This window comes from Billgrantia antri, from assembly GCF_017868935.1.
Lineage (GTDB): Bacteria > Pseudomonadota > Gammaproteobacteria > Pseudomonadales > Halomonadaceae > Halomonas > Halomonas antri.
Window position 1 is genome coordinate 711,838 of the sequence record NZ_CP053383.1, and the last position, 25,515, is coordinate 737,352.

Below are 25,515 nucleotides of genomic sequence, written 5' to 3' on the forward strand. Positions count from 1 at the left end.
GTCTTGGCCGCTCGCTTCGAGGGGAATATCGGCACAGGCAGGACAAACTGAAGCCCAGGCGGAGAGGCATGACGAGTCGAGGTGAATCGCAGGCTTATCGCACGGTGACCATGACCGGTGCCGTGCCGCGCCTCAGCATACCGAGTTCGCGTGCAGCACGCTTGGAGAGATCGATGATGCGTCCTTCGATATAGGGGCCGCGATCATTGATCAGCACTTCCACTTCCTGCCCGGTGTCTGCCCGCGTCACGAGCACCTTGGTGCCGAGGGGAAGGCTGGGGTGGGCGGCTGTCAGGGCCTGCTGATCGAAGGCATCGCCACTGGCGGTGGTGGCGCCCTGAAAGCGGTCGCTGTAGAAGGAGGCGATACCCTCTTCCTGGACTTCGGCCTCGTGGGCCAGGACATTGGCGGTGGATACCGCAACCCATCCTGCCAGGCAACAAGCGAGCAACGTCTTGAGTCGAGCTCCCATGGTATTACCTCAGGTTATCGTGTGGCGGTTATCGCTTTCATCGATGAGGTGCCGGTGAGCGTTATGGATACTACCTGTCATGGACGATCAGGGCAACCTGTGTCGTACGCTTCGATTCCGTTCACGGGAGAAGCCGTCGCGTTGGGCGGCGATGGGCACTGATCGGTTCGGTGCTGCGTTGTGAGCCGGGGCCGGCCGTAGGTGAGCGGCGTGACATGCCGCGGAAATCGGGTCGGGTGGTAGGAGCGCCTGGGGTATGCCGGGTCAGGTTCCCTGGGCGCGGTGAGTCCAGGTCCGCAGCTCCTCGTCATGACCAATGAGCCGCAGGTTCGGCACTACCGCCGTGCGGTTGCGCCCGGCTTCCTTCGCCGCGTAGAGCCCTTCATCGGCTTGTTGCACCAGCACCGAGCGATTGCCATTGCGCACCGGCAGCATCGAGGAGACGCCGATACTGACGGTGACATGCTGTGCGACGGGAGAGGCGGCGAAGGAAAGGGCTCGCTCTGCCAGCATGGCATGGATGCGCTCGGCCATGCGCATGGCGCCCTCCATGCTGGTATGCGGCATCAGCACCACCATTTCCTCACCACCATAACGCGCCACCATGTCGCCCGGACGTGCGGCAGCGCTGCGAAGCACGTCGGCTACTCCGCGCAGGCAGGTATCGCCGGCCTGGTGGCCGTAGGTATCGTTGAAGCGCTTGAAACAGTCGATATCGATCATCAGCAGGCTGAGCGGTTGACGCTCGCGAGCCGCCCGGCGCCACTCCAATTTCAGCACACGCTCGAATTCGCGGCGGTTGGCGATGCCCAGCAGGCCGTCACTGGCGGCCTGGTGAACGAGTCTTGCATTCTGCGCCGCAAGGCGCTCGCGCTCCTGCAACAGTCGAGCTTCGCGGGAGCGATAGATCTGGTGCATCGGCAGCATGATCACGGCCATGGCGAGGACGATGCCGCTGGCGAAGCCGGCAAGCGCCATTCCGGAAGGCAGCACGTTTCTCGCTACCGCTTCCAGGGAGGCGACAGCACTAGGGAAGAGGGCTGCCTGTTCCGGCACCAGGCCGTTAAGGGAGAGCGCAGCGTCCAGCAGCAGGGCAACCGCCAACGCACAAGCGGTGAGAGAGGTCCAACTGCTCAGCGGAGACTTGGGCTTCATCTGCATGGCGTTCGTCTCATTCCTGAACCGTTTGGGCAATGCCCGAGACAGGGTGGCGACACTGACCAGCTAGCGCTCACGGCATCCTTGCGTCTCGCTGCGTATCTTGCGGCTAAAAAAAGGGCCGCAGAGCGGCCCAAGTACGCAGGGAACTAAAGGATAGTGCAAACTCATCGCAAGAGCGTGCCTTAGGCCGGTGGAGGCGAATGCATCCTGCTCGCCGGGATTCACCCGAAGTGCGTCAGTCCGTGACGCTGCAAGTGCCTAGTTGGCGAGCGGTGATCAATCTTGCTATTGCCTCACTCGCTATGTCTTGCCGTTGCAAGTAAGTAAGCGAGAATGGTGCCATTATTCACGTTCTTTTTTAAAAACAGTGTTTTAGTAATACTTTCGTGCGACGCTTGAGGCAGTAAGGGAAGAAAGAGCCTAAGTTGGCACGTGAAAATGTTGCCGATTGGAGACGCTAATCTCACCATTTAATGAAAATGCAGTAAAATCAGCTTGTTGAGAGTCTGCTTTTGGCGACACAGGGCGGCGAAAAGAAGCCGCGGCATGGAGCCAAGCGGGCTGCTCCCGCCATGAGAGGGCGCGACAGAACCCCATGACCTTCCTCTTGGCCAAGCCTCGGTGCGGAAGTAAATAGATCGAAAACGTCGCTCGGACGAGACTGCGTGCGATACCCTACCCTTTGCCTTTCCTGACAGGGAGAACCGAAATGGCAAGTGTCTTCAGTCGCATTATCCATGGTGAACTGCCCGGTGAGTTCGTCTGGTCCGACGAGCAGTGCGTGGCCATCATGACCCTCAATCCCATGAAACCTGGCCACTTGTTGGTGATCCCGCGTGAGGAGATCGATCACTGGGACGACATGCCGAGCGAGCTGAGTGCGCATCTCATGACGGTGTCGCAGGCACTGGCCAAGGCGCTCAAGCAGGCTTTTCCCTGCGAACGCGTGGGAATGATGATCGTAGGGCTCGAAGTCCCTCACGTGCACCTGCATCTGGTACCGATCGATGCCATGCAGGATATTCGCCTTGAAGGATTGCCACAGGCGCGACCGGAGGAGCTTGCGGAGAACGCCGATCGTATTCGTGCGGCCCTCTAAGCCGGTCGTAGCGGCTATGCATGGCCATCGCTGCCTCGTTGTACGCCATGGCTTACACACTTTGGCGCCGATGTCTGATAGTACTTCCGTGGCTCTGGTCTAGTATGGGGAGCTTCCTAAGCTCGCTGAAACAACGGCGGGCAGGACCCGTCCAAGAGCTGGGCTTATGGAGGACATGGTGCACGAAAAACTGCTGGAGACCCGGCGGCAATGGTACGCCGCCTATGTCGATGGAAACGTCGGGCGGATGGATCACATTCAGCTCGACGATTTCGTCCTGATCGATGAAGCGGGTCTGCGGGGCAAGCTGGACCAACTCGGCGAGATTGCCGAAGCCGTGGCGGCAGACCGCTGGTTTGGCAGACGCAGTCAGGCTGAAGATCTCGTCTTGGAGCTGATGCCCCTGGGCGATGTCGTATCGATCTATGGGGAGGGGCGAATCGTCGAGGACGATCGGGTTCGGTATCGCCTGAACTTCAGCGAACTGTGGCAGCGGAAAAACGGGGAGTGGCGGGTGCGCTCGCTGCATTTCACTAAATCCGCTTCCCCGGCGGACTGGCGATGCAGTTGGACGAAAGGCCAGCAGACAGCCTGAGCGGTCCGCCGGCCAAGGCATTCAGTCGCGCTGTGTCATGCAGTTGGCATAGAAGCTCACGGTGGCGGGCCAGTCGCTGAACACGCCAGTGACTCCGACGTCCTGGACCAGCGTATCGAGTGTGACCAGCTTGTCGCCGTCGCGTCGTATCACGTCTTCTGTGGTCTGATGGTACCACTGGCCGCCTTCGGCCAGTGGGCCCGAGCGCTCGAGGGTCCAGGTGATCAGTTCTAGACCCGCCTCACGGGCACGCTGGGCGTATACGGAAGGCACGAGACGGCTTTCGTCTTTCCCGGCGTCCGGGTTGGCCTCGAGCAGCATCCACATCGGCGGTGCCAGGATGCGCACACCCTGGCTGGCCAACTCCTCCATATTCGGCGACCAGGTGTCGGGGTCGGCATGGTCGAAACCCTCGTGATCGTAGCGTCCGTCCAGATAGACCGCCTGTTTACCGAATTCGGGCTCATTCTCGATCCAGTAGCGCACGTCATCGAGATTGAATGACTGGGCGAAGACATCGCCGGGCGCCACATCGGCGGCCCTGTACTCGTCGATGAGCTTCTGTGCGTACTCCTCCTGGCTCATGCCGTTGAAGGGCATCTCCACCTCGGGGGCCTTGAGTTCAGGCGTCATCTTTACGCCTAGCTCTCTGAACAGGGCGATGCTGTCGGCATGACTCATCAGGGTGCCGCGCGTGGCGTAGAGGTCGGTACGCCAGCCGGGCGTGCCGGCCATGTACTCCTCGAGGCTGCGCGCTTGCTGATTGGCGCCCTCCATGGTGCCGCGCAGGGTACGAAACTCGGCCAGGGTGATGTCGCTGGTACAACAGCGAATATCGGCGGCATTGGTCAACTCGCCGCTCTCCGGGTCGATCTCCGGTGGCACGCTGCATTTCTCGGCCAGCTCGGTCTCGACGATATTGGTAGTGGTGTGCAGGTCGCACTGGGAGTGGCGGCATACCAGCTCGTTGTCGCTGGTGAAAGTCACGTCGCACTCCAAAATGCCCGCACCGCCCTGAGCGCCCGCTAGGTAGGATTCCAGGGTGTGCTCGGGAAACTGCAGCGGAGCGCCGCGGTGGGCGATGGAAAGCGCCGAGGGCTGCCAGTCGGTGTGCCGGGTGGCGCACTCGAGCAGTTCGGCCTTGAGTTCGCGTTCACGCTCGGTTTCCCCGCTCATGTCATTGACCAGGAAGAGCGGGCGTGGGCCGAGCGTTACCTGGCGTGCGGCTTCCTGCAGGGCAGCATTCCAGTGTGGGGCATCGGCGGTAGACTCCTGGGCCAACGCCGGACCAGTGGCCAGCAGACCCAGGCAGACCAGGGTGGGGAGTGTCTTGTTCATGGCGTGTCTCGCTTTCTTCCTTGTTGGCGTGAGCTCCGGAGGTAGACCGGAGCCAGACTTGAGCGTAGCCATGCGCAGCGAGCCGGGCTAGCGCTCCGCTAGCGTCAGGCGCACCGCCAGGGCAAGGAAACTCGCCGCAAAGGTGCGCCGCAGCCAGGCCAGAACCCGCGGGCGCGCCAGGACCCGCTGACGAGCCGCTGCCGCGCTGACGCCATAGACGATAAACACCGCAAATGTCATTAGCATGAAAGCGAGGCTCAAGCCGAACATCTGGACCAGCGGAGCCTCGCTGGTATCGACAAACTGCGGCAGGAAGGCAAGAAAGAACAGGGTGAGCTTGGGGTTGAGCAGATTGATCAGCACAGCGTTGCCGATCAGGCGCCTGGCCGGCAGGGGAGGTGGCGCCTGGCCGGTGTCAGGGAGCGCCATTGCACGCGTCCTCAGCATGCTCCAGGCGATGTAGAGCAGGTAAGCGACTCCCAGCAGCTTGAGGAGCTGAAAAGCCGTGGCGCTCGCATGCAACAGGGAGGCAAGTCCGGTAATGGCGGCGAGCATGTGAGGCACGATACCGAGGGTACAGCCTAGGGCCGCCAGAATGCAGGCGCGTACGCCGCGCGCAAGGCCAGTGGCAAGTGTGTAAAGTACCCCGGTACCGGGAGATGCGACGACGACCAATGAGGTCAAGAGATATTCGAGGGACATGATCAGGCTCCGATAGTGATATGAAGCTAGCGTGTCGCTATCGGCCGGCCGGTTCTTGAACGAAATTGCAGCCTCAGGGCTGACTGAGCGCGTGGCGATAGCGCCCCGGGGAGAGCCCGAGCTGACGATTGAAGGCCCGGCTCATGTGACTCTGGTCGGCGAACCCCGCATCAAGGGCAGCCTGGCTCAGCGAACGGCCGTTGGCGATCAACTGCCTGGCCATCGACACTCGTCGCTGCAGTTGGTAGGCGTGTGGTGTGATGCCCAGTGTTCGGGAAAAGCTGCGTAGCAGTTGGTAGCGGCTCAGGCCCGCCATCTCGGCCAGCTCGCTCAGGGTGACGGCCTGTTGCGGAGCGTCGTCGAGGCGCTGGCGTACCCTGGCGATATTGCCCTTGGCAAAATGCAGGCTATCCAGGCGGCGCGAGCCATGGCGAGTGAAGGCCGCTCCGAGCAGTTGGCAACTGCTTTCCTCCAGGCTGAGAATGTCCCCTGATCCCGTGACTAGCCGAGAAAACAGTTGCTGCATCAGCGTGAGAAGCAGCGAGTCATTGAGCGCGGGGCGAGTCATGGCGATCGGGGAGGCGGGCTCCCCGACATACTGTCGAACCAGCGCCGGATCGAAGTAGAGCATGTGCCAGGTTCGCCGGGTTCCTCCGAGAGGTGCGCCGTCATGCACTTCGCCCGGGTTGACCGTGATGATGTCGCCGGCCACGGCGTCCACCCGACCGATATCGCTCCAGGAGCGCTGTCCGCCGGTGGTGACGACGCCGATGCCGTACTGGTCATGGGAGTGACGGGGAAAGACCCGGTCCGACGCCAGGCTCATCGCCACCAGGCCCCTGATGCCCGTGGCGTGAGCGATGACGTGATGGCCCTGTTTCAACCCGTGTCCTCCCGCCGGGCGGCCGGGTCGTCAGGCCCGGCCGCAGTCGAGTCAGCCCCTCTCTTGGGACGACTCAAGCATCAGAATGACTCCCAAGGAGAAGCTTCCTTCTCTTTGCGCTCCCCTTTGGGCGCCTGGCCTCCCTTGGGCTTGGGATCAACAGGTAGTCTCTGCCGAGCCTCAGCGTGGGTCAAGTTGGCGCCTGTGTGTGTCTCGCTCGATATCGAGCCTTGACCGACATCGAAAGTCTCGACCGAGCGCTGCAGCTCGTTTGCCTGCTCTTCCAACGAGGCAGAGGCATTGGCGGTCTGTTCCACCAGGGCTGCATTCTGCTGGGTGACCTCGTCCATTTGCGACACGGCGATGCTTACCTGGCTCACGGCGGCGTTCTGCTGTTCGGAACCCAGGGCGACATCTTCCATCAGTGCCGAAACCTTCTGTACGCGGTCGAGAATTTCCCGCATGGCAGCGCCGGCTTCGTCCACGTACTGGCTGCCCTCCTGGACGATATCCGCATTCAGGCTGATCAGCTGCTGGATCTCCTTGGCGGCGTCGGCGGAGTGCTGGGCGAGCTTACGGACCTCTTGGGCAACCACGGCGAAGCCGCGCCCCTGCTCACCGGCCCGAGCGGCTTCAACCGAGGCATTGAGCGCCAGTATGTTGGTCTGGAAGGAGATGCTCTCGATGACCGAGATGATGCCGTTGATCTTCTCGGAGCTCTCGCCCAGCTCTCGCATCTTTGCGACTGCCAGCCCGGTCTTCTCACCGCCGGCAGTGGCGGAATCGCTGGTCAGCTGAACCAGTTCGTTGGCTTGGGCGGTATGTTCGGTGTTTCCCTTAACCGATTTGGCGACCTGCTCCATGCTGGTGGCGGTCTCCTGAAGGCTCGAGGCCTGCTCTTCCGTGCGCTGGGATAGATCGGTATTGCCGGCCGCTATCTGTGCGGCACCGGTAGCGATGCTGTCCGAAGATTGCTGGATCGACAGGATCAGCTGGCGTAACTTGGCCTGCATGCGGTCCAGCATCTGCAGCGTTTGACCAATCTCGTCGCGTGAATCTACCCGTATCTCATTGTCGAGCTTGCCCTCCGCCATGCGAGAGAAGTAGCCCATCATGCGTTTGAGCGGACGGTCGATGGAGCGCGTGATCCACCAACCCAGCCCAGCGGCTGCGAGCAGGGCGAGCAGCATCGCCACGAGGCTGATGTTACGGCTCATGACACCGGTTGCCTGCGCCTCGGAGAAGAGTTCGTCGGCCACTCTATCCTGCATCTCGATCAGGGCGCGAAGCGGCTCGTTGGCGGCGTAGAATTGAGGGGTTGCCGTCCGATACATTGCCAGGTTTGCACGACGATACTCGCCTTGTTCATAGAGGCTCATGGCCTGCCCGAGACCTTCGGTAACGAAGCGCGAGCGTAATTCATCGAACTGTGCTGAAAGTTCAAGTTCCTCCGGTGTTAAGTTGGATTGCTTATATTCATTCCATATGGAACTGATATTTGCCGAGTTTTCTCGAATGCGTACAAGAAAAGTGGAAGTGTCATCTTCGTATTGGTTACTCTCCTCCAGGCGCGGATCATGGCTCGAAAGCATGCCGAGAAGCATCTGATTGTCTCGCATCAGCGCGTTGACATGCCCCAGCTGACGTGTCGGTATCAGGCTTTCTTCATAGAGCGTTGCCATGGAGCGTTCCATGCTGTTCAAGGCGTGAAGACCGAGGCCGCCGATAGCAACCAAGAGGCCGACGAGGAGGGTGCAAAGCAGAGCCAGCCTTGCTTTGATGGTCAGAGTCATTCTTTTTCCTGTTGTTCAACCAATGATAAGGGGCGCAGTCAAGCCTGATGTTAAGTCAACTTAGCTGCAGCGCGCGTGTAGCATCGGCCAGGAAATGAATTTCTTGATGGAACGAGCGACGCCAATCCTGTTTGTGCATAGGAACAGGCAAGAAACTTGTTCTATCTGTCTTCTTTACTCAAACGACCCTTGGTTATTCCCGGCCCCAGGGCTTGGGTATGGGATGGTCTGCTGAGCCTTGTCACACAAGTATTGGTGAATCGCTTCTTGGGCGGCCTGCTGTTGGAGAGCAAGGGCGGCCCAGAACCGGAGCACTTCGTCGTCGTAGCGAGCGGCAGCATGGTAGGTCTGTGTCATGTGGTGGCCCTCCTATAGGACTACACCACCAGCGTAGACGCTTTTTGCTGCGTTGCAGCATCAAATTTGTAACGATCATGCCGTCGCTGCTGCCGATGCAAAGACGCCCCAGCCGGCATAGCCGAATGGGGCGTGGTTCGTTGTCGTGTAGCAGGGTTTCAGCGCTGCGGGTGCTCCTCGAACAGTTCGGCCTTGGCTTCGCGCATGACGTTTTCGCAGGCAGCTTGATGGGCGAGCTGGGTCAGCAGGCTCTGGGTCACGGCGAAGCCCTTGCCGAGACAGATGTCCACCTCTTCGCGACTCAGGTGAGGGGTCAGGTCGTAGTCGATCTTGATCGTTCTGCCATGTCCATCCAGCTTGTCGGCAAGGCTGCGCATGAACCAGGCCAGGCGTTCGCGCCAGCCGCTCGTCTCTTCCTTGCCTTCGTTGACGCTGAACGTGCACCGCCACTCAGGTTTGTAGACTCGCATGAGTACCTCCTGCACTGGCTTGGGTTATGAATGATCGATCGTGATGTTCGGCTCCGCTTATTCGACAAGACTACTTTCTTAATATACTAAACTTATACGGGACTTTCACGGGCTGTGCCGTTTCGCCATGCTCTCAGCTATAGGTACCATGCTTTTCAGCCCAAGGGTATGGGGCGTTCGGCTGAGTGGAAAAGGCGCCTCTCGATACCTTATCGGCAAGAGGGGGAAAAAGCTGAGCGGCGAGCGCGAAGAAAAAAGAGATCGAGGTTGGCTAGGACGGGGCCGCCATCTAAAGCCGTACCAGCATCTTGCCGCGATTGGCGCCCTCGAAGAGCTTGAGGAAGGCGTCGGGGGTACGCTCCAGTCCCTCCTCGACGGTTTCCGCGTAGTCGATCTCGCCGCGAGCGACACGGGGACCGACCTCCTCGAGGAAATGGGGGTACTCGGTCCAGTGATCGGCGACGATGAAGCCCTGCATGCGGGCGCGCTGCACCAGCAGGTTCGATAGGTTGCTCGGTCCCCGGTCGGGGGCTTCGCTGTTATAGCGTGAGATCAGGCCGCAGATGGCGATACGCGCCCCGACCTTGAGGTTGTCCAACGCGGCCTCGAGGCAATCGCCCCCGACATTCTCGAAGTAGACGTCGAAGCCTTCGGGGCAGGCGTCCCTTAGCGCGTCACCGAGCTGCCGAGCATCCTTGCCCTTGTAGCTCACGGCGTGGATGCCGTGCTGCTCCAACCATTCCAGCTTGTCTGCTGCGCCTGCTATGCCGACCACGGTGCCGCCCTTGGCCTTCGCCAGCTGGACGACGAGCGAACCCACGGCGCCGCTGGCGGCACTGACCAGCACGTTGTCACCTTCGCGCAGGTGGGCGATGAGGTTGAGCCCCGTCCAGGCCGTCATCCCCGGCATGCCGAGTACACCCAGGAAGGTCTGGTCGGGTACGTCCATATCGGGCAGGGGCTCGAGCACATCACCCTTGAGCTGGGCCACGTCCCGCCAGCCTGCCATGTGGCGGACCTTGTCGCCGGCTCTGAAACTGGTATGACGCGACTCGACCACCTCGCCGATGGCAGCGCCCTCCAGCGGAGCGTTCAGCTCGAACGGTGCGACATAGGTCTTGACGCCACTCATGCGACCACGCATGTAGGGATCTACCGAGAGCCAAGTGTTGCGAATGCGCACCTCACCCTCATCCAGGGCCGACAGTTCCTGGTGATGGAGTTCGAATAGCTCTCTCGGCGGCATACCTTGGGGGTAGTCGCGAAGGGTGAAATAGCGTGTCTGCATGTCAGCTCCTTGACGCATTACTTCCTGGGGGCCGCGTCGACGTCAGCGCGGCGGCCCTTGTTCGAAGAGTTCGGCCTTGGCGTCCCGCATCACGTTTTCGCAGGCTGCCTGCTGGGCCAGTTGGTTGAGGAGCGAGTGGGTAACCTCAAACCCCTTGACCAAACAGGTATCGATCTCTTCGGCTGTTACCGTGGGCTCGATGTTGCATTCGATCGTTACCGTGCGGCCCTTGCCGTCAAGCCTGTCGGCCCAGCGTCGGAGCCGCCAGGCTAGCCTCGAGCGCCAGCCGGCCGATGCCGCGGCGGCCTCGTTTACGGTGAAGGTGCAGTGCCATTCCGGCTTGTAGATTTTCATGTGAACCTCCCGTTCCGGCAGGGAACATCCCGCTGACTCTCCTTGTTAACCGTGGTAACACGGTCGAGACGTCCATGCCTTCAGCATAGAAGCTTTATCGCCCGGGCACAGGTTAGCGAGTGTGAAGGCTTGCTAAGGGACGATGGTCGTTCGTCGGATCGCTCTAACGGTGCCAACGCCGTGTCGCTGGTTCGGAGTGGGGTGCGCTGCCGCGGTGACCGAGGGAGGGTTGGACCTATTTCACATCTCTGACCATGGTTAGGAGACTGGTCCAGTCACAACCCATGGAAGGTAGGGTGAAAAAAATCACTCGGAGAGTTGCCATAACGCTGGGAGTAGTGCTGCTGGTGCTGGCAGCCGCGGTGCTGTTCCTGGAATCCGCCTGGTTTCGCGGCTGGCTGGAAGGACAGGCCAGCGCGCAGCTGGGGCGTGAGGTGGTGATCGTTGATCACGGCATCGACTGGGGCGTGCCGCTGACCCTGCGTCTCAGCGAGGTGCGCGTGGCCAACGTACGGTGGGCCGAAGAGCCGATGGCTCGCTTCGATGAGCTGACGGTAACGCTGAACGTGGGTGCCCTGCTCCAGCGTGAGCTCGAGCTGGAGCGGATCGGCGTGATCCGGCCGCAGATCCGCCTGCTGCGCCGCGAGGATGGCACTACCAACGTGAGCGACCTGCTCGACCAGGAGCCGACCGAGGAACAGGCAAGCCCGCTCTGGCCCGAGGCGTTCGCGATTGAGCAGGGCCGGCTGCTCTATCGTGATGCCGCCCGGGACGTCGACGTCGACATCGCTTTCGAGACTCTCGGAGAGAGCGTCGACGAACTGAGCCTGGAAGTCCACGGAAAGGGGCATGCCCAGGACGCCTCGGTCCAGCTCCAGGGACGGATGCACTTGGAGCTGGAAGAGCGCCGAGGCCGTGTCGAAGCCTTTCAGGGGCGTATCGGCGAGAGTCGCCTGGAAGGCCGCCTGGCACTGGATCTTGGCCGTGATGCTCCCCGTGTGGCCGCCGAACTGGACGGCGATGCACTCGACCTTGATCGCTGGGGGCTGTTCGAGACAAGTGAGAAGGAAGTTGCCTCGCCACAGGACGGGACGCCGCAGGAGACCTGGGGTCGCCGCGCGGCTCAAGTGCTGGAGGGTATGGAGGCGTTCGAGGCCGATCTCGATCTGTCGCTCGGGCGGCTGCACTATGCCGGCCAGAGCCTTCACGATCTGAGCGTGAGCGTGACCCTGGAGGAGGGCCGGCTTTCTATCGCCCGGTTGCAGGCGTTGCAGCAGCTCGATGAAGAGACACCGCGCTCGCTGAACGTCCAGGGCTGGCTCGAGGTGGAAGAGCAGCGCCTGGTGGCCGATCTGCAGGCGCAGCTCGATCGCATCGATTTGACCGCGGCGCTCGCTCCGCTCGGTCTCGGTCGGCTGGGTACGCTGAATGGCAACCTGAACACTCGCGTGACGGACGGGGGATTGCTGTTCGAGGATACCGCGCTGGACTACCGCAACCCGCACTGGGGCCTGGCGCTCTCGTTCAGTGCCGACACTCGTACCGAAAACGTAGAGGGACGACGCATCCATCTGGGAGGCGAAGGACGCTACGAGCAGGAACCCTTCACTTTCGACCTGCTGATCGGACCGTTGCTCGACCTCACCCATGCCGATACGCCTTATCCGATTTCCGGTGACCTGACCAGCGGTGAAACCCGGCTATGGATCGATGGTAGCGTGGTGCAGCCCTTCGCCCTCGAAGCGCTGGAAGGCAACTTCCGCCTCGAGGGGCCCAGTCCGGCGGAACTCACCGAACTGACGGGCATCGCCTTGCCCGAACTGCCGCCGTACCGGGTCAACGGCTACCTGCGCTATCAGGACGACCTGCTGACTGTTAACGAACTCGACGGTGGTTTCGGCGATAGTGACGTGGCAGGCGACGTGCGCTTGCGTTTCGGCGCTCGCCCCAAGCTGTGGGCGACGCTGGTTTCCCAACAGCTGGAGGCGGACGACTTGCTGCCGCTGTTCGGCATGTCGCCGAAGACCGGTCCGAGCGAGACGGAATCCGCCGAGCAGCGGCAATGGGAAGCGGAGGAGCGTCGCACGGGGAAGTTGTTTCCCGATCGGGCATGGAATCTCGAGGCGCTGCGCAACACCGACATCGTGCTGGACTACGAGGCGAGCGATGTGCAGGCGGAGCATGTGCCGTTCGAGGATCTTGAGCTCGCGCTGGAACTGGAGCAGGGCGTGATGACGGTCGACCCCCTGCTAGTAGGTCTCGGCGGCGGACGAGTCAGGGCCTCCTGGGTCATGGATGCACGCCAGGCAGCGCTGGAGGGCGACCTGCAGTTGGCCCTCGATCAGGTTAATCTTCGCGCTCTGCTGGACGAGGCCGGTCTGCCCGATGTGGCTCGCGACACCCTGGGGGTGTTCGGTGGCCGCGGCGACTTCCGCTATCACGGCCGCTCCATGCATGAGGTCATGGCCGGGCTCGATGGCGAGCTGGAGCTGGCCATGTCCCAAGGCTGGCTGGATATCATTGCCGCGGAGCTGCTGCCGCTCAACGTGGCCAATGCCTTGGTGGCAGCGCTCACCGGAGAAGAACAGGTGCAACTGGAGTGCACCTATGTGCGCTTCGTGGCCGACGATGGCTTGGCCGACCTGGCCAACTTCTTCATGGCCACTGAGATCGCCCACTTCGAAGGGGCCGGGGCCATCAACTTGGCCACCGAGCGGATGGACATGGCCTTCCAGGGCCATAATGTGGATCCCACGCTGTTTACCGGCAACTCGCCGGTAGAGCTGAAGGGCACGCTGCGCGATCCGGAGGTAAACGTCATCACCGAGGAGTTAGTGGCGCGTGGTGCCCTGTCGCTGTTGGGCGCACTCGTCGCGCCGCCCCTGGCAATCTTGCCATGGGTCGACCCAGGAGATGGCGAGCAGGTCGGCATGGGCTGCGAGCGAGCACTCTCGGCGTTCGAGGAGTGAGCCGGCGCCTGGCTCATGCGCCCCCCTCAGGCCCATGATTGCCGCGACAGCGGCGGTTCCCGCCTCAGTGGAATTAAGCTTTAAACGCCACGGTACGATACTCTGTGCCTGGCCTCGCCTGCTGTGAGGCCAGTCGTGAGGGCATCGTGATGCATGAGGTATCAATGAACCGGCCAGAACGAATCCTGGTGGAGAGCCATGTGCCGAAAGCTATCGACCCACCGAGGGGAGTGTTCGGTCGTTTCTGGCGCGACCTCATGACGTCGGGCGGGCGCACTGACGAGAGCTGCCCCGATTTCTTGCGCATCACCCTGCTCAACTTGGTCCAGAGCACCGGCGTTCTGGTCTGGGGTCTGTTCCTTTTGCTGCTTCTGTCCGGCGTACTGGAGCCCAGACCGGGACGCCTGATCATCGATGCGGCGGGGCTGGTGATCGCCCTGTCGGTCATTATCGGCCTGCGCCGTGGCATCTCTGTCCCTGTGGCAGCACACGTCACCCACGCGTTCCTTTTCCTGGGGCTGCTGGGGTTGTCGTTCACTCGGGCGCAGAATCCACTGACGATGACCTTGCCCCTGATCTACCCAGCCCTGGCTTTCCTGCTGCTCGACGATATACGCCGTGGGCTTGCCGGCACCTTGCTCATGACGGCGGGGCTCAATATTTTGCTCTCCTCGGGGTTCGGGCCCAATTTGCGCGACAGTGACATGCTGCTCGACGGCGCCTTGACCATTACCGTGGTGATGCTGTTCCAGGCAGCGGTGATGGCCCTGTACGTCCACCATCGCAAGCAGTCCACTTCCCTGCTGCGCGCCGTCAGCGTACAGCTCAACGAACTGGCCAGTCATGACCCGCTGACGGGACTCTACAATCGCCGCACCTTCATCGAGGTGCTCGAGCGCGAACTGGCGCGGCGCGACGAGGACAAGCGCCTGCTGGCTTTCCTGCTGTTCGATGTCGATCACTTCAAGGCATACAACGATACCTACGGTCACCCCAAGGGCGACGAATTGCTCAAGCGGCTCGCCGGTATTGCCTCAAGCGTCTTTTCTCGTGGTGAGGATGTCGTGTTTCGCCTCGGTGGGGAGGAGTTCGGTGTGGTCTTTCACACGGAAACGCCCGAGCAAGCCGCCGACATGGCCGACCGTCTGCTGGCTGGCGTTGAAGCCATGGGGGAGCCGGCGCCTTCTGGCCCCCATGCCTATGTCACCGTCTCTGCCGGCCTCAATCTCATGGCCAAGGGGCACGACACCACCGCCAATCAGGTCTACAGCCGTGCCGATCAGGCGCTTTATCGAGCCAAGCAGGATGGGCGCGCGCGCTGGTGCCATGCCTCGCCATGAAGTGGTCTACCCACCGGGGCCATACTCGAGGCAGCGTTCGGTCATGGCCGGCCCCTGCAGCAGGGTTCTGCTGAGATCGCGCAAGGCGCTGCGCAGGCCCTCCTCCAGCACCGGGTGGTAGTAAGGCATCTCCAGCATGCGCTCGACGCCCATCTTCTGCTCCAGCGCCCAGGCCAGCAGGTGAGCGATATGCTCCACCCGCGGACCGAACAGCTCGGCGCCGAGAAACTGGCCGGAGCCGTGCTCGGCGTAGAGGCGCATCAGGCCGCGGTTCTGGCGCATCACCACTGCGCGCCCCTGATCCTCGAAAGTGGCTTGACCTTCGGCAACGTTGTCACAGCCGAAGCGGCTTGCCGCCTCGTCGCGGCTCAGGCCGACGGTAGCCATCTGCGGCTCGGTGAAGGCAATCGACAGCGGCGTGCTGCGGCGACCGGCACGGCGCTCGGGGTAGCGGCCGGCGTTGTGACCGGCGATGCGTCCCTGCTGGTTTGCTTCGTGCAGCAGCGGCAGCTCCTGGCTGGCATCGCCGGCAATGAAGATGTGGCTGCCGGCATTCTCGTCGTTGGTGCGCCGGCACTGCATGGTAAAGCGGTTGTAGTAGGGCACCCCCTTGTCGTCCAACGCCAGGCCGGCGTTGTGCAGATCGAGGCGGTCGAGATTGGGTCGACGTCCGGTAGCGGCCAGCAGGTAGTCGAAGCGCTCGGTCAAGCGATGCCCACTGTCGCGTTCGAGAAACGTGATCGCGACCTGACTGCCGTCCCGCTCGATGGCCTCGACCTGAGCCGCCGGGTCGAGGTAGAACTCGTCGCTGAAGGTGCGTTCGGCATAGTCGCGCAGTGCCGGGTCCTGGAACGGGCCGAGCGAGCCGCTCTTGCCGAACATGCGCAGGCGCACGCCCAGACGGCTGAGCGCCTGGCCGAGCTCCAGGCCGACGATGCCGGGCCCGAACACGGCTACCGACTCGGGCAGATCCTCCCATTCGAAGACGGCGTCGCTGTCGATCAGGCGATCGCCCGCAGGAGCGAAGGCCTTAGGCGAGTGGGGACGTGAGCCAGTCGCGATGATGATGGCGCGGGCGTGCAGGCGAAGATCATCACCGATGCGCAGGGTATGCGGATCCTCGAAGCGGGCGTGGCCCGAAAGCCGATTCTCGGGCTCGATGCGCTGCATGGACTCGAGTACGTTCTCGACGAAGGCGTCACGCTGACGCCTGACGCGTTCCATCACGTCACGGCCATTGACACCGATACTTCCTATCTCGATGCCGAAGCCCGCCGCCGTGTGGGCCTGGTGGGCCGAGTCGGCGGCGGCAATCAACAGCTTGGACGGCATGCAGCCCACCCGGGCACAAGTGGTACCGGGTTCGCCCCCTTCGATGAGCGCTACCCGGTCATGATACTGCCTGGCTACCTGCCAGGCACTGAGACCGGCGGTGCCGGCCCCGATCACGGCAATATCGACCTCGCGTTCCTGCATGACTCGTCTCCCGGCTTGCTGGCATCTGGCTAAAGCCTAGACGCTGCTTGCAGGAGGCGGCCACTGCGGTGCGATTACGACTTGCGGTTGTGAGCGGGCTTGTCCTTGCGGTTGGTCGATGCCATTTTCTCGAGTTCCTTTTCGTCCATCGATTCGTACATTTGCTTTGATGCACCTTCGAGTTCGCTGACCTTTTTTTCGCCACGCTTGGCAGCAAGAGCAGCGCCTGCCGCCATTTGCTGGGCTTCGGATTTAGCGGGCATGATCTGGTTCCTCCCTGAGCTAATACTTGACCCCTTTATCAATCCTAGATCGAGAAAAAGATGCTAACTGTATCAATATGTTGCAGTGAAGTTGGGTTGCGTAATTGCTGGGGCGGGCTTCGGTTAAAGAGGGGCAAAGAAAGGTGACGTAAAGCCCTAAAGTAATAAATGCCGGTGTTACAATTCTCCTTTTGACGAGGTCCGAATGACATGATATCTGAAGGCATGAGTATGGAATAACGATAATGACCCTGGCGTGAATGCAGTCGGTTCAAGGGACCACTTTATTTTCTAATACTCGAATGGTCCGTTGCATCCCGTGGGGAAGGGAGTCTCATGCGCCAGCTTGCCACCCAACGCCGATCCCATGATCCGGCCGATTCGACCTATCGCGATGACGTCACCGGCTTGGCCACGCGCAGCCATGCCGAACATCGGCTCGCCGCCTTGTTGGCTCATGCTGCAGAGCAGCATTCGAAGGTCGCCATTCTGCACATCGACATCGATCGCTTGAAGGAGATCAACCATTCGCTGGGCAGACCGATGGGCGACGCTTGCCTGCGCCTGATGGCCCAACGGGTCGGCGACGTGATCGACTTTAAGGGCAGCGTCTACCGGCTGGATAGCGACGAGGTCATGGCCGTGCTACCCGACGTGGCAGGCCTGGAGGGGGGCATGTCCATCGTCGAACGGCTGCTGGCCCATACTCGTCTGCCCTTCGAGCTGTCCGGGCGAACCCTGTTTACCAGCTGTTGTATCGGGCTGGCGCTGTATCCTGATCATGGCGGCACGGTCACCGAACTGATGCGCCATGCCAATCTGGCCCGGCGCAAGGCCCAGGCCAGGGGCGACATGCGTCATTGCGTCTTCTCGCCCGAACTGCTCGACGGCGGGCCCGACATCGTAGCGCTGCGCAGCGAGCTGCGCGATGCCTTGCCGCGCGGCGAGCTGGAACTGCGCTACCGCCCGGTGCTCTGTGCACGCAGCGGCCAGGTGGTAGCCGTGCTGGCTCAGCCGCGCTGGTGCTCGCCACGTTTTGGTGTGCTCGAGGCGGCACGATGGTGGCCTGCAGCTCGCGACAACGGGCAGCTGGATGAAATCTGTTCCTGGGTGTTGGCGAGAGCCTGCCGCCATTCCCGTTCATGGTTCGAGGCCGGCTCCGGGTTGCGGGTAGTGGTCGGCATGCCGGCCGTAGCCGTGGCAGGCGACATGCTCGCGGAGCGTGTCAGCGAGGTGCTCGCCGAGAGCGCCCTGCCGGCGGGGCTGCTCGAGATCGAATTGACCGAATCCGGGCTGATACAGGATCCCGATCATGCCTGCGTTCTGCTCGAACGGCTCAAGGCGAAGGGCGTGAAGCTCAGCATCGACGGCTTCGGCAGCGGCCATTCCATTCTGGGGCATTTGAGCCGGCTTCCCATCGACACGCTCAAGCTCGATGCGTCATTCATCGACGACTGCCTCGACAACCCACGCCGCCAGGCGGTCATTCGTTCGGTCATCACGATGGGGCATGAGCTGGGCGTGCGCGTGGCGGCCAACGGGGTCGCATCGCGACAGCAGGCCGACTACCTGCGCGAGCAGGGCTGCGACCTGTTGCAGGGCAGCCTCTGGTCGCGCATGGAGTACAGCGATTCGTCGTCGTAGTAGTTTGGGCGCCGTGTCAGGTTCGAGGTTGCGGGAAGGTCTCGTTGGGTCGACCATGAAGCCTTTCCCCGATCTGCCTTGATAGGAGCCGACATGCCCATCGTGACCATTCAGCAGTTCCCGCGTGAACTGACGCAGAAGCGCGAGCTGGCGCGCCGCATCACTGAGGCCTTCAGCGAGGTTTATGGGGTTTCCGAGCAAAGCGTCCAGGTATTCTTCCAGGAAGTGGATGGCGAGAACTGGGCCAAGGCGGGAATGATGGGCTGCGACCGCAGCGGTGGGCAAGGCGGATCATAAGGAGGCGACATGCGCTTGCAACATGCTACTTGGCAGGAGGTCGACGCCTACCTGCAACGTGAGACCGGCATCATCGTGCCGATCGGCTCCACCGAGCAGCACGGCCCCAACGGACTGGTGGGCACCGACGCCATCTGTCCCGAGACGGTTGCCTGGGAGGTCGGTGAGCGTTACGGGGTGCTGGTCGCACCGACCCAGAACCTGGGCATGGCTCAGCATCATCTGGCTTTTCCCGGTACCATCAGCCTGCGCCCCAGTACTCTGATCGCCGTGCTGCGCGATACCGTGATTTCGCTGTCACGCCATGGCTTCACCCATGTCTTTTTTCTCAACGGCCATGGCGGCAACATCGCGACCCTGAGTGCGGCCTTCGCCGAAATCCATACCGAGCGCAGCATGGGCTACGGGCCGCAGCCTGTGGGCGAATTGCATCTGGCTACCCATAATTGGTTTGCCGGTTCGCGAGTCCGCGAGCTGGCGGAATCGCTCTATGGCGATGCCGAGGGCACCCACGCCACTGCCTCTGAGGTGGCGCTCTCCTGGTTCGCGCGGCCCGAGGCCGTCAAGCAGGTGGACATGTCGCCGCGCATCGCCCCCCGCGGCAGTGCCCAATGTGATGCCGACGAGTTTCGGCGTCGCTTTCCCGACGGTCGCATGGGCTCGGATCCTTCGCTGGCAAGCATCGAGCACGGTGAGCGCTTCCTCGAAGCCAGCGTTTCCGATGCCTGGGAGGCCTATCGGGCTTTCATACGCCCCATTTAGGCAGTGAAAGGGACATTCATCGCGACTTTATCTCGTCGTTCATACCCGTGCCAATGGCCTGTCAGGGCTCGGTGCCTTGCGTTTTCCACTGTTGGGTTCGTGGCGCGTCAGGGTAACGGTCATTAACGGTGTATTGCTGCTTTGTGTCGTTGTTGGCGGCAGGTCGGCAAGCCAATTGACAGCCCCTCCATGCGTACTATTTTGCGAGTGTCAACCAAGCGTCGAGCATGGACTGGACAGGGTTGCATGAGGCCTTTTCGGGCATGGAGCCCTTTCGGATTGTGACATTAGCAAAACATGGAGGTGGCGAATGAGCGATATCCATAGCCGCGCGAGCCGTGAAGCTGGCGTTGGCAGCGAGCATGACCGGCATGGCCTCGACCGCGAGGAACTCCGCCACCAGGCGGAAGAGACCCGTGATGAGCTGCGCGATGCGGCAAGGGCGCAAGCAGAGGGCTTGCTGGATCGACAGAAGGCCGCAGCAGCCGATCAGGCCGAGCGAGTGTCCACGGTGCTGCACAAGATGGCGGACGAGTTCGAACGCCAGGAGCAGCCTTATTTCTCCGGATGTGTCAACGAATTGGCCAGACGTTCCGATGACTTCTCCCGCACCCTTCGCGAGCGCGACCTGGAAGCGCTGATGGAGCAGACCCGCGATTATACTCGCCAGCACCCGGCGCTGTTCATGGGAGGTGCAATCGCGGCCGGCTTCATGCTGTCGCGTTTCATGCGTAGTTCCAGCCAGGGCGGAGTACCGAGACAGTGAGTCGCAGCATATGAGATGAAAGCCTTGGCTTTCGTCGAATGATGCTTTGCCGTCGATGCAAAGGAGGCGACACATCATGGAAGCGGAAAACAGAATGCGTACAGGGGAGTCTTCGATAGCCTCCCTCTTCACCAACCTGGCACGTGACGTTACTTCGCTGGTGCGCAAGGAGACCGAGCTTGCCAAGGCCGAAATGGGTGAAAAGACCAGCCAGGCCATGGGGGCTTTGGCCTCGATCGCCATCGCTGGCGCCGTGCTGCTGAGCGGTTTCTTGGTTCTGCTTGCCGCGGCAGTCTTCGGTCTCAATACCGTGCTGCCTCCCGACACCACGCCTTGGCTCTCCGCCCTTATCGTCGGTGGGGTCGTGGTGCTGGTCGGCTTCATCATGCTTCAAGCGGGGCGCAAGAAGCTCAAGCAGGAGAACCTGATGCCATCGCGCACCATGGCGAGCCTGCGGCGTGACAAGGCACTGACCCAGGAGCACGAGGCGGCGGTCAAGGAGGAGGTGAGATGAGCCAGAGTGATCGGCGTACCTCTGACGAGATCGAACACGAAATTCATCAGGCGCGCACACGTCTGGATGAAACCCTTCACGAAATCGAAGAGAAACTCTCTCCCCGAACGCTTATGAATACGACCTACGAATATCTCCGTCACGGCGGAGCAGAAAACGCTCTCTCATCGTTGGGTAACACGATCCGTGAAAACCCGTTGCCCGTCATGGTGACCGGTATCGGCCTGGGCTGGCTGCTGTTGGCGCAACGCCGTTCCGGTCATGATCACGAGTATGACGATCATGAGCCATACGCGGGTGGCTACCCCGGCTCCACGCTGCCCGTCACGCGAACGCCCGATGGGGGAACCGCGCCGGGTGGCGGTGTGAGCGGCGCCGGCACCACGACGCTGGGGCATGATCCTGCGGCATTCGGTGCCACCCCCCAGCATGGCGGGGCAGAGCATGGCCATGGGAATGGCATGACGCACAAGGCACAGCAAATGGCCGGCCAGGTACGGGATCGTGCCCAGCATGTCAGCGACCAGATGCGGGAGCGTGCCCAGCATATGGGCGGACAGGTGCGCGACCGGACCTCCCGGCTGCGCGACCGTCAGCATTCGGCCATGCAGAGCGCCAGCCACCGGGCTCGCGATGCCGGGGCGCAGACCAGCCACTTCGTTCAGGACCATCCGCTCGTTGCCGGTGCCCTTGGCGTCGCGATGGGGGCCGTACTCGGCAGTTTGTTCTCGCCGACACGCGCCGAAAATCGTCACCTGGGTGAAATGCGTGATCAGGCCCTGCAGCGTGCCGAGGAAGCGGGGCGGGAACAGCTCGAGCGCGCCGAGGAGAAGGTCCACCACACCGCTGACCGGCTGAAGGAGGAGGCGCGCTCGGCGCAATCGTCGAACTCGCCGAGCTATTCAGATACACCTGGCTATGTGGAGAATCCGTCAAGCGAGGAGCGCTACGCCAAGACGGGGTCGACTTCCGCTACCGAGGGCACCGATACGGGGCGCGAGTCGGCCGCTGGCAAAGGCGGTATGGGAACCGGCAGCGGTGTCTCCAGCAGCGCTACGGAGAGCCGGTCCACGGCATCGTCCCAGACGTCTGGCGCGAAGCCTGGCGAGAGCGGCGGCTCCACGCCGTCACGCGGAGCTTGAACGCCGCCGTCTCCCACCAGGAAGGAAACGTGCCGCCGCGCCCAGCCGGGCGCGGTGTCGTGCGTCAGGCGCTGATCTCGGCGTTGTGAAAGACGTTTTGCACGTCGTCGAGATCGTTGAGGGCGTCGAGCAGCTTCTCGAACATGACCACGTCATCGCCCTCGACCGGGGTCGTGGTCTGGGGCACGAACTGGATCTCGTCGACCTCGAGTTCGATTTCGCCGAAGGCGTCGATCAAGGCCTGCTTGGCCTTGGCATACTCGGTATGCGGGGCGAAGACGGTAATTCGACCTTCCTCGTTCTCGATGTCGGTCACGTCGACATCGGCCTCCATCAAGGCTTCCAGCGCCGCTTCCTCGTCATCGCCGGCGTAGGCGAGAATGGCGCAGTGGTCGAACATATGGCTCACGCTGCCCGGGGTGCCGAGCTTGCTCTTGGCCTTGTTGAAGCAGGCGCGCACGTCGCCGAAGGTGCGGTTGGGGTTGTCGGTCAGGCAGTCGACGATGACCATGCAGTTGCCCGGGCCGAAGCCCTCGTAGCGCGCCGGTGAGTAGTCCTCGCCGCCCACGCCGCTGGCCTTGTCCAGCGCCTTGTCGATCACGTGGCTGGGCACCTGGTCCTTCTTGGCGCGCTCGATCAGCCCACGCAGCGTCAGGTTGCCGTTGGGGTCGGTGCCGCCCTGCTTGGCGCAGACGTAGATCTCGCGCCCGTACTTGCTGTACACCTTGGTCTTGGCGGCGGCCGTCTTGGCCATGGATTCCTTGCGGTTCTGAAAGGCCCTGCCCATAACGTTGTCCTGTTGCTTCGGATACGAGGCTGGATTTTACGAAACCGGCCTGTTCGGGAACAGCCCTATTTCGTCTCGGTGATGGCTGACAGAGTACACGGCACGACTACACTGCTTTGAGATTCTTCTGCCAGTCGGAGCCGCGCCATGGATCACCACCAGTACCGCCACGCCTTGGCGGCACGACTCGAGGCCAGCGAGCTGGCCTTTCCCGTAAGCGAGTTCGAGGCTCGTCTGGCCCGCGTTCGCGGCGCCATGCAGGAGGCCGGCCTGGACGCCCTGCTGCTGACCGATCCCGCCGACATCTACTACCTGACCGGTTACAACACCTTCGAGGTGTCGGTGCATACCTGTCTCGTCTGTTCTGCCGGGCGGCTGGTACTGCAAGTGCCCTCCATCGAGACTGGGCCGGCGGTGGTCACCGCGCGGGTCGACGAGCTGCTGGGCTATCGCTGGGAGGGCATCGCCGAGGTGATCGAGCCCTTGGCCGAGACTCTGGCACCCTTTCGCGCCATTGGCCTGGATCTCTACGGGGCAGGGCTGCGTCACGGGGTGTTGCGCGAACTGCAGGCGCGCCTGGGTGTCGAGCGTTTCCGTGACGATGGCGGCGAGCTGCTCGACCGCATTCGCATCGTCAAGAGCGAGGCGGAGCTTGCCTGCCTGCGCGAGAGCGCCCGGATCACCTCGCTGGGACTCGAGGCGGCCACACGGGTCATTGCCGCCGGCATGATGGACAACGACGTGGCGGCGGAAGGCGCTCGCGCCATGCTGGCGGCCGGCAGCGAGTTCATGAGCATGCAGCCCATCGTCACCAGCGGTCGGCGCATCAGCGTGATCCACATGAACCATCAGCGTCATCGCATCGCGCCCGACGAGCCGATATTCCTGGAGTTCGGTTCTGCCTATCGCCGCTACACCGCGCCGATGATGAAGACGGTCGTGGCGGGGCGCGCCACGCCGGCGATGCTGGCATGGCGGGACGTATGTCGGGACCTGTTCGAGACACTCTGCGCCACGATGCGCCCCGGCAATACCTTCGACGACGCCGCCCGAGCCGCCGAGTCCGTGCTTGAACGCCATGCCGAGCAGGTCTTCTTCTCGGGCGTGTTCGGCTACGCCGTGGGTGCCCAGTTCCCGCCCAGCTGGGTCGAGGGCAGCGGCTACATCGCCCGTGGCCAGCAGCGTGAGTTCGAGGCCGATATGGTCTTTCACCTGCCGCTCTGCCTGCGCGTGCCTGGCGTGTGGGGCGTGGGGCTCAGCGATACCGTGCGGGTCACGGCAAACGGCGCCGAGCCGCTGACGGACAACGACTGGCAACTGGACGAGACCGCTGCCTCTTGAGCAAGCAACGGTGGATGAGACAAGGGAGGCCTGGCCCGCACTGGCGGGCCAGGTCGGGTCAGGCGGAACGGGCCAGCCTCATCGGGGCGATGTTCTGGTTCACGCGGAACAGGTTATCGGGGTCGTACTGCTGCTTGAGCTGCTGCAGCCGGAGGTAGTTCTGCGCATAGGCGCTGTCGACGCGGCCGTCCTCATCCTCGGTGAAGAAGTTGACGTAGCCGCCGCCGGTGGCAAACGGTGCGGTGTCACGAAACACCTGCCGTGCCCAATCGCGAACGGTGTCGTCCTGCCCCGGATCCTGCCAGCGACCATGCACGTTCATCACGAAATTGGCGTTGCGCCCGGCGTAGGCGGTAGCGGTTTCATCCACATCGCCCATGGCGCCCCCCAACTGGGCGATGAATGTCTCGCACTCGGGGCCGGGCAGCGTCGAGGCTCCCTGGATCACGGCGTCGATCAGCTCGTCGCTGACCTCGATGAAGTTGTGGGACTTCCAGTAATTCCTGGCGCCCGGGGTCAGCAGTGGATCGAAGGCAGTCTGAAACCCGGCGTAGGGCTGGGGGCCAAGCATGCTGCCGAGCGGATCGCCGAAGCCGAGCAGCTCCGTGGCCAGCCGTTCGCCCGTGGCGATGTCGCCGTGATGCAGCAGGGCGAACACCACGACTTCCTTGCCGTGCACCGACTCGGGCAGGAAGGGCAGCGGAGGCGCCTGGCGCAGCACCGTCCATACGCTGAAGTCGCGGGGGGCGGTGGCGGCAAAGTCGCGCCAGGCCTGAAGCACTTGCCTGGCCTGGGCGAAGGGGTATACCACCAGGCCGGCAAAGACCTCAGGTCCCACGGGGTGTAGCTGGAACTCGAAAGAGGTGACCACGCCGAAGTTTCCGCCGCCGCCGCGAATGGCCCAGAACAGTTCCGGCTCCCGGGTGGCCGAGACGACGTGCAGCTCGCCATCGGCGGTCACGATATCGGCGGAAATCAGGTTGTCTGCGGTCAGCCCGTAGCGGCGAGTCAACCAACCGAAACCGCCGCCCAGGCACAGGCCGGCCACGCCGGTCGTGGAGTTGATACCGAGTGGCGTGGCCAGGCCGAACGCCTGGGTTTCATGATCGATGTCGCCCAGCAAGGCACCCGCGCCGACGCGTGCGGTGCGCTGCTCGGGATCGACGCGAACGTGTCGCATCGAGGAAAGGTCTATCGTCAAGGCGCCATCGGCAATGGCATTGCCGGCAATATGATGACCGCCGCCACGCACGCTGAGCAGCATGCGGTGCTGACGGGCAAAGTCGACCGCATGGCGTACATCCTGAGTGCCCAGGCAGCGGGCAATCAGAGCCGGGTGACGATCGACCATGCCATTCCAGACGCGGCGCGCTGGCTCGTATTCACTATCAGCGGCGGTCAGTACGCCGCCGCGGATCTGCTGGGAAAAAGCTTCGACCCGCTCGGGGGGCAACGAGGCCAGTTCGCCATCCAGGGTGCGGTAGGTCAGGGATTGCATGGTGCTACTCCTTGCTTACGTCTAAAGTTGTCGTGGATGTTGTTGCGGCGTAAGCAGTATCGATTCTTCTCTCCCTGTGTGACTGACCGGAACTCCAGATGGATTGCCCCGGAATCCGATTCCGGCATGGCGACTGGCAGCATCGTCCACAATACTGCTTCAGACAGGGCGCGCGCTGACATCTCATGGCCCTGGGCGGGGCAG

General features: G+C 62.5%; 25 protein-coding genes. 11 read left to right on the forward strand and 14 right to left on the reverse strand.

Annotated elements, in window-relative coordinates; translation table 11 throughout:
- Positions 1-94: 94 nt before the first annotated feature.
- Entirely contained in the window at positions 95-472 is a 378-nt protein-coding gene (locus tag HNO53_RS03345; protein WP_209476244.1) for a septal ring lytic transglycosylase RlpA family protein, read from the reverse strand.
- A gap of 264 nt (positions 473-736) precedes the next feature.
- The gene (locus HNO53_RS03350) at positions 737-1,633 is read right to left on the reverse strand and encodes a diguanylate cyclase (RefSeq protein ID WP_209476246.1); all 897 of its coding nucleotides are present in this window, start codon (positions 1,631-1,633) and stop codon (positions 737-739) included.
- A 709-nt stretch (positions 1,634-2,342) separates the two neighbouring features.
- Here HNO53_RS03350 and HNO53_RS03355 point away from each other — a divergent pair.
- Positions 2,343-2,732 carry an HIT family protein gene (locus HNO53_RS03355; RefSeq protein ID WP_209476248.1) on the forward strand — a complete coding sequence of 130 codons (390 nt, stop codon included), beginning with the start codon at positions 2,343-2,345 and terminating at the stop codon, positions 2,730-2,732.
- 166 nt (positions 2,733-2,898) lie between these two features.
- The gene (locus HNO53_RS03360; RefSeq protein WP_209476250.1) at positions 2,899-3,327 is read left to right on the forward strand and encodes a nuclear transport factor 2 family protein; all 429 of its coding nucleotides are present in this window, start codon (positions 2,899-2,901) and stop codon (positions 3,325-3,327) included.
- Positions 3,328-3,348: 21 nt separating this feature from the next.
- Here the strand turns inward: HNO53_RS03360 and HNO53_RS03365 are convergent, their stop codons facing one another.
- The 8 genes from HNO53_RS03365 to HNO53_RS03400 all read right to left on the reverse strand — a co-directional run bounded on the left by HNO53_RS03365 (position 3,349) and on the right by HNO53_RS03400 (position 10,512).
- Positions 3,349-4,665 carry a glycerophosphodiester phosphodiesterase family protein gene (locus HNO53_RS03365; protein WP_209476252.1) on the reverse strand — a complete coding sequence of 439 codons (1,317 nt, stop codon included), beginning with the start codon at positions 4,663-4,665 and terminating at the stop codon, positions 3,349-3,351.
- Between the two features lie 87 nt (positions 4,666-4,752).
- Positions 4,753-5,367: a LysE family translocator gene (locus tag HNO53_RS03370; RefSeq protein ID WP_209476254.1), complete on the reverse strand. Its 615-nt coding sequence runs from the start codon at positions 5,365-5,367 to the stop codon at positions 4,753-4,755.
- Between the two features lie 73 nt (positions 5,368-5,440).
- Entirely contained in the window at positions 5,441-6,250 is an 810-nt protein-coding gene (locus HNO53_RS03375) for an AraC family transcriptional regulator (RefSeq protein WP_242597525.1), read from the reverse strand.
- Positions 6,251-6,330: 80 nt separating this feature from the next.
- Positions 6,331-8,043 (reverse strand): methyl-accepting chemotaxis protein, encoded by a 1,713-nt coding sequence (locus tag HNO53_RS03380; protein WP_209476256.1) that lies wholly within the window; start codon positions 8,041-8,043, stop codon positions 6,331-6,333.
- Positions 8,044-8,217: 174 nt separating this feature from the next.
- Entirely contained in the window at positions 8,218-8,400 is a 183-nt protein-coding gene (locus HNO53_RS03385; protein ID WP_209476258.1) for a hypothetical protein, read from the reverse strand.
- Between the two features lie 158 nt (positions 8,401-8,558).
- Positions 8,559-8,870 carry a hypothetical protein gene (locus HNO53_RS03390; protein ID WP_209476260.1) on the reverse strand — a complete coding sequence of 104 codons (312 nt, stop codon included), beginning with the start codon at positions 8,868-8,870 and terminating at the stop codon, positions 8,559-8,561.
- Between the two features lie 289 nt (positions 8,871-9,159).
- Positions 9,160-10,158: an NADP-dependent oxidoreductase gene (locus HNO53_RS03395; protein ID WP_209476262.1), complete on the reverse strand. Its 999-nt coding sequence runs from the start codon at positions 10,156-10,158 to the stop codon at positions 9,160-9,162.
- Between the two features lie 42 nt (positions 10,159-10,200).
- Positions 10,201-10,512, reverse strand: a complete 312-nt coding sequence (locus HNO53_RS03400) for a hypothetical protein (RefSeq protein WP_209476263.1) — start codon at positions 10,510-10,512, stop codon at positions 10,201-10,203.
- A 296-nt stretch (positions 10,513-10,808) separates the two neighbouring features.
- On the opposite strand from HNO53_RS03400, the gene HNO53_RS03405 reads away from it, so the two are divergent.
- Positions 10,809-13,481: an AsmA family protein gene (locus HNO53_RS03405; RefSeq protein ID WP_209476265.1), complete on the forward strand. Its 2,673-nt coding sequence runs from the start codon at positions 10,809-10,811 to the stop codon at positions 13,479-13,481.
- A 164-nt stretch (positions 13,482-13,645) separates the two neighbouring features.
- Positions 13,646-14,821: a GGDEF domain-containing protein gene (locus tag HNO53_RS03410; protein ID WP_209476267.1), complete on the forward strand. Its 1,176-nt coding sequence runs from the start codon at positions 13,646-13,648 to the stop codon at positions 14,819-14,821.
- 6 nt (positions 14,822-14,827) lie between these two features.
- On the opposite strand, the gene HNO53_RS03415 is transcribed toward HNO53_RS03410, so the two are convergent.
- Entirely contained in the window at positions 14,828-16,297 is a 1,470-nt protein-coding gene (locus HNO53_RS03415) for a dihydrolipoyl dehydrogenase (RefSeq protein ID WP_209476269.1), read from the reverse strand.
- Positions 16,298-16,371: 74 nt separating this feature from the next.
- Positions 16,372-16,560 carry a DUF3008 family protein gene (locus tag HNO53_RS03420; protein ID WP_209476271.1) on the reverse strand — a complete coding sequence of 63 codons (189 nt, stop codon included), beginning with the start codon at positions 16,558-16,560 and terminating at the stop codon, positions 16,372-16,374.
- Positions 16,561-16,896: 336 nt separating this feature from the next.
- Between HNO53_RS03420 and HNO53_RS03425 the strand changes: the two genes are divergently transcribed.
- The 6 genes from HNO53_RS03425 to HNO53_RS03450 all read left to right on the forward strand — a co-directional run bounded on the left by HNO53_RS03425 (position 16,897) and on the right by HNO53_RS03450 (position 21,685).
- Positions 16,897-18,204: a putative bifunctional diguanylate cyclase/phosphodiesterase gene (locus tag HNO53_RS03425; RefSeq protein WP_209476272.1), complete on the forward strand. Its 1,308-nt coding sequence runs from the start codon at positions 16,897-16,899 to the stop codon at positions 18,202-18,204.
- A gap of 93 nt (positions 18,205-18,297) precedes the next feature.
- A complete protein-coding gene (locus tag HNO53_RS03430) occupies positions 18,298-18,501 on the forward strand; it encodes a tautomerase family protein (RefSeq protein ID WP_209476274.1) in 204 nt (67 codons plus the stop codon).
- 9 nt (positions 18,502-18,510) lie between these two features.
- Positions 18,511-19,263 (forward strand): creatininase family protein, encoded by a 753-nt coding sequence (locus tag HNO53_RS03435; RefSeq protein ID WP_209476276.1) that lies wholly within the window; start codon positions 18,511-18,513, stop codon positions 19,261-19,263.
- 310 nt (positions 19,264-19,573) lie between these two features.
- Positions 19,574-20,029 carry a hypothetical protein gene (locus HNO53_RS03440; RefSeq protein WP_209476278.1) on the forward strand — a complete coding sequence of 152 codons (456 nt, stop codon included), beginning with the start codon at positions 19,574-19,576 and terminating at the stop codon, positions 20,027-20,029.
- A gap of 76 nt (positions 20,030-20,105) precedes the next feature.
- Complete coding sequence (locus HNO53_RS03445) at positions 20,106-20,543, forward strand: phage holin family protein (RefSeq protein ID WP_209476280.1); 438 nt, start codon at positions 20,106-20,108, stop codon at positions 20,541-20,543.
- Positions 20,540-21,685, forward strand: coding sequence for a DUF3618 domain-containing protein (locus HNO53_RS03450; RefSeq protein WP_209476282.1), 1,146 nt, complete (start codon positions 20,540-20,542; stop codon positions 21,683-21,685). The genes HNO53_RS03445 and HNO53_RS03450 overlap by 4 nt, the downstream gene beginning before the upstream one ends.
- 64 nt (positions 21,686-21,749) lie before the next feature.
- On the opposite strand, the gene HNO53_RS03455 is transcribed toward HNO53_RS03450, so the two are convergent.
- Positions 21,750-22,472: a YebC/PmpR family DNA-binding transcriptional regulator gene (locus HNO53_RS03455; RefSeq protein ID WP_209476284.1), complete on the reverse strand. Its 723-nt coding sequence runs from the start codon at positions 22,470-22,472 to the stop codon at positions 21,750-21,752.
- A gap of 147 nt (positions 22,473-22,619) precedes the next feature.
- Between HNO53_RS03455 and HNO53_RS03460 the strand changes: the two genes are divergently transcribed.
- Positions 22,620-23,813, forward strand: coding sequence for a M24 family metallopeptidase (locus HNO53_RS03460; RefSeq protein ID WP_209476286.1), 1,194 nt, complete (start codon positions 22,620-22,622; stop codon positions 23,811-23,813).
- 58 nt (positions 23,814-23,871) lie between these two features.
- On the opposite strand, the gene HNO53_RS03465 is transcribed toward HNO53_RS03460, so the two are convergent.
- On the reverse strand, positions 23,872-25,311 hold the full coding sequence (locus HNO53_RS03465) for an FAD-binding oxidoreductase (RefSeq protein ID WP_242597526.1): 1,440 nt from the start codon (positions 25,309-25,311) through the stop codon (positions 23,872-23,874).
- Positions 25,312-25,515: the final 204 nt, after the last annotated feature.

Excerpts from the sequence above, each read along its gene's own strand:
- HNO53_RS03420 (WP_209476271.1), bottom strand. The coding sequence starts at position 16,560 with ATGCCCGCTAAATCCGAAGCCCAGCAAATGGCGGCAGGCGCTGCTCTT.
- HNO53_RS03460 (WP_209476286.1), top strand. The coding sequence starts at position 22,620 with ATGGATCACCACCAGTACCGCCACGCCTTGGCGGCACGACTCGAGGCC.
- HNO53_RS03455 (WP_209476284.1), bottom strand. The coding sequence starts at position 22,472 with ATGGGCAGGGCCTTTCAGAACCGCAAGGAATCCATGGCCAAGACGGCC.
- HNO53_RS03435 (WP_209476276.1), top strand. The coding sequence starts at position 18,511 with ATGCGCTTGCAACATGCTACTTGGCAGGAGGTCGACGCCTACCTGCAA.
- HNO53_RS03440 (WP_209476278.1), top strand. The coding sequence starts at position 19,574 with ATGAGCGATATCCATAGCCGCGCGAGCCGTGAAGCTGGCGTTGGCAGC.
- HNO53_RS03390 (WP_209476260.1), bottom strand. The coding sequence starts at position 8,870 with ATGCGAGTCTACAAACCTGAGTGGCGGTGCACGTTCAGCGTCAACGAA.
- HNO53_RS03445 (WP_209476280.1), top strand. The coding sequence starts at position 20,106 with ATGGAAGCGGAAAACAGAATGCGTACAGGGGAGTCTTCGATAGCCTCC.
- HNO53_RS03450 (WP_209476282.1), top strand. The coding sequence starts at position 20,540 with ATGAGCCAGAGTGATCGGCGTACCTCTGACGAGATCGAACACGAAATT.
- HNO53_RS03465 (WP_242597526.1), bottom strand. The coding sequence starts at position 25,311 with ATGCAATCCCTGACCTACCGCACCCTGGATGGCGAACTGGCCTCGTTG.
- HNO53_RS03400 (WP_209476263.1), bottom strand. The coding sequence starts at position 10,512 with ATGAAAATCTACAAGCCGGAATGGCACTGCACCTTCACCGTAAACGAG.
- HNO53_RS03395 (WP_209476262.1), bottom strand. The coding sequence starts at position 10,158 with ATGCAGACACGCTATTTCACCCTTCGCGACTACCCCCAAGGTATGCCG.
- HNO53_RS03385 (WP_209476258.1), bottom strand. The coding sequence starts at position 8,400 with ATGACACAGACCTACCATGCTGCCGCTCGCTACGACGACGAAGTGCTC.
- HNO53_RS03370 (WP_209476254.1), bottom strand. The coding sequence starts at position 5,367 with ATGTCCCTCGAATATCTCTTGACCTCATTGGTCGTCGTCGCATCTCCC.
- HNO53_RS03410 (WP_209476267.1), top strand. The coding sequence starts at position 13,646 with ATGAACCGGCCAGAACGAATCCTGGTGGAGAGCCATGTGCCGAAAGCT.
- HNO53_RS03415 (WP_209476269.1), bottom strand. The coding sequence starts at position 16,297 with ATGCAGGAACGCGAGGTCGATATTGCCGTGATCGGGGCCGGCACCGCC.
- HNO53_RS03365 (WP_209476252.1), bottom strand. The coding sequence starts at position 4,665 with ATGAACAAGACACTCCCCACCCTGGTCTGCCTGGGTCTGCTGGCCACT.
- HNO53_RS03380 (WP_209476256.1), bottom strand. The coding sequence starts at position 8,043 with ATGACTCTGACCATCAAAGCAAGGCTGGCTCTGCTTTGCACCCTCCTC.
- HNO53_RS03355 (WP_209476248.1), top strand. The coding sequence starts at position 2,343 with ATGGCAAGTGTCTTCAGTCGCATTATCCATGGTGAACTGCCCGGTGAG.
- HNO53_RS03345 (WP_209476244.1), bottom strand. The coding sequence starts at position 472 with ATGGGAGCTCGACTCAAGACGTTGCTCGCTTGTTGCCTGGCAGGATGG.
- HNO53_RS03430 (WP_209476274.1), top strand. The coding sequence starts at position 18,298 with ATGCCCATCGTGACCATTCAGCAGTTCCCGCGTGAACTGACGCAGAAG.
- HNO53_RS03425 (WP_209476272.1), top strand. The coding sequence starts at position 16,897 with ATGCGCCAGCTTGCCACCCAACGCCGATCCCATGATCCGGCCGATTCG.
- HNO53_RS03360 (WP_209476250.1), top strand. The coding sequence starts at position 2,899 with ATGGAGGACATGGTGCACGAAAAACTGCTGGAGACCCGGCGGCAATGG.
- HNO53_RS03350 (WP_209476246.1), bottom strand. The coding sequence starts at position 1,633 with ATGCAGATGAAGCCCAAGTCTCCGCTGAGCAGTTGGACCTCTCTCACC.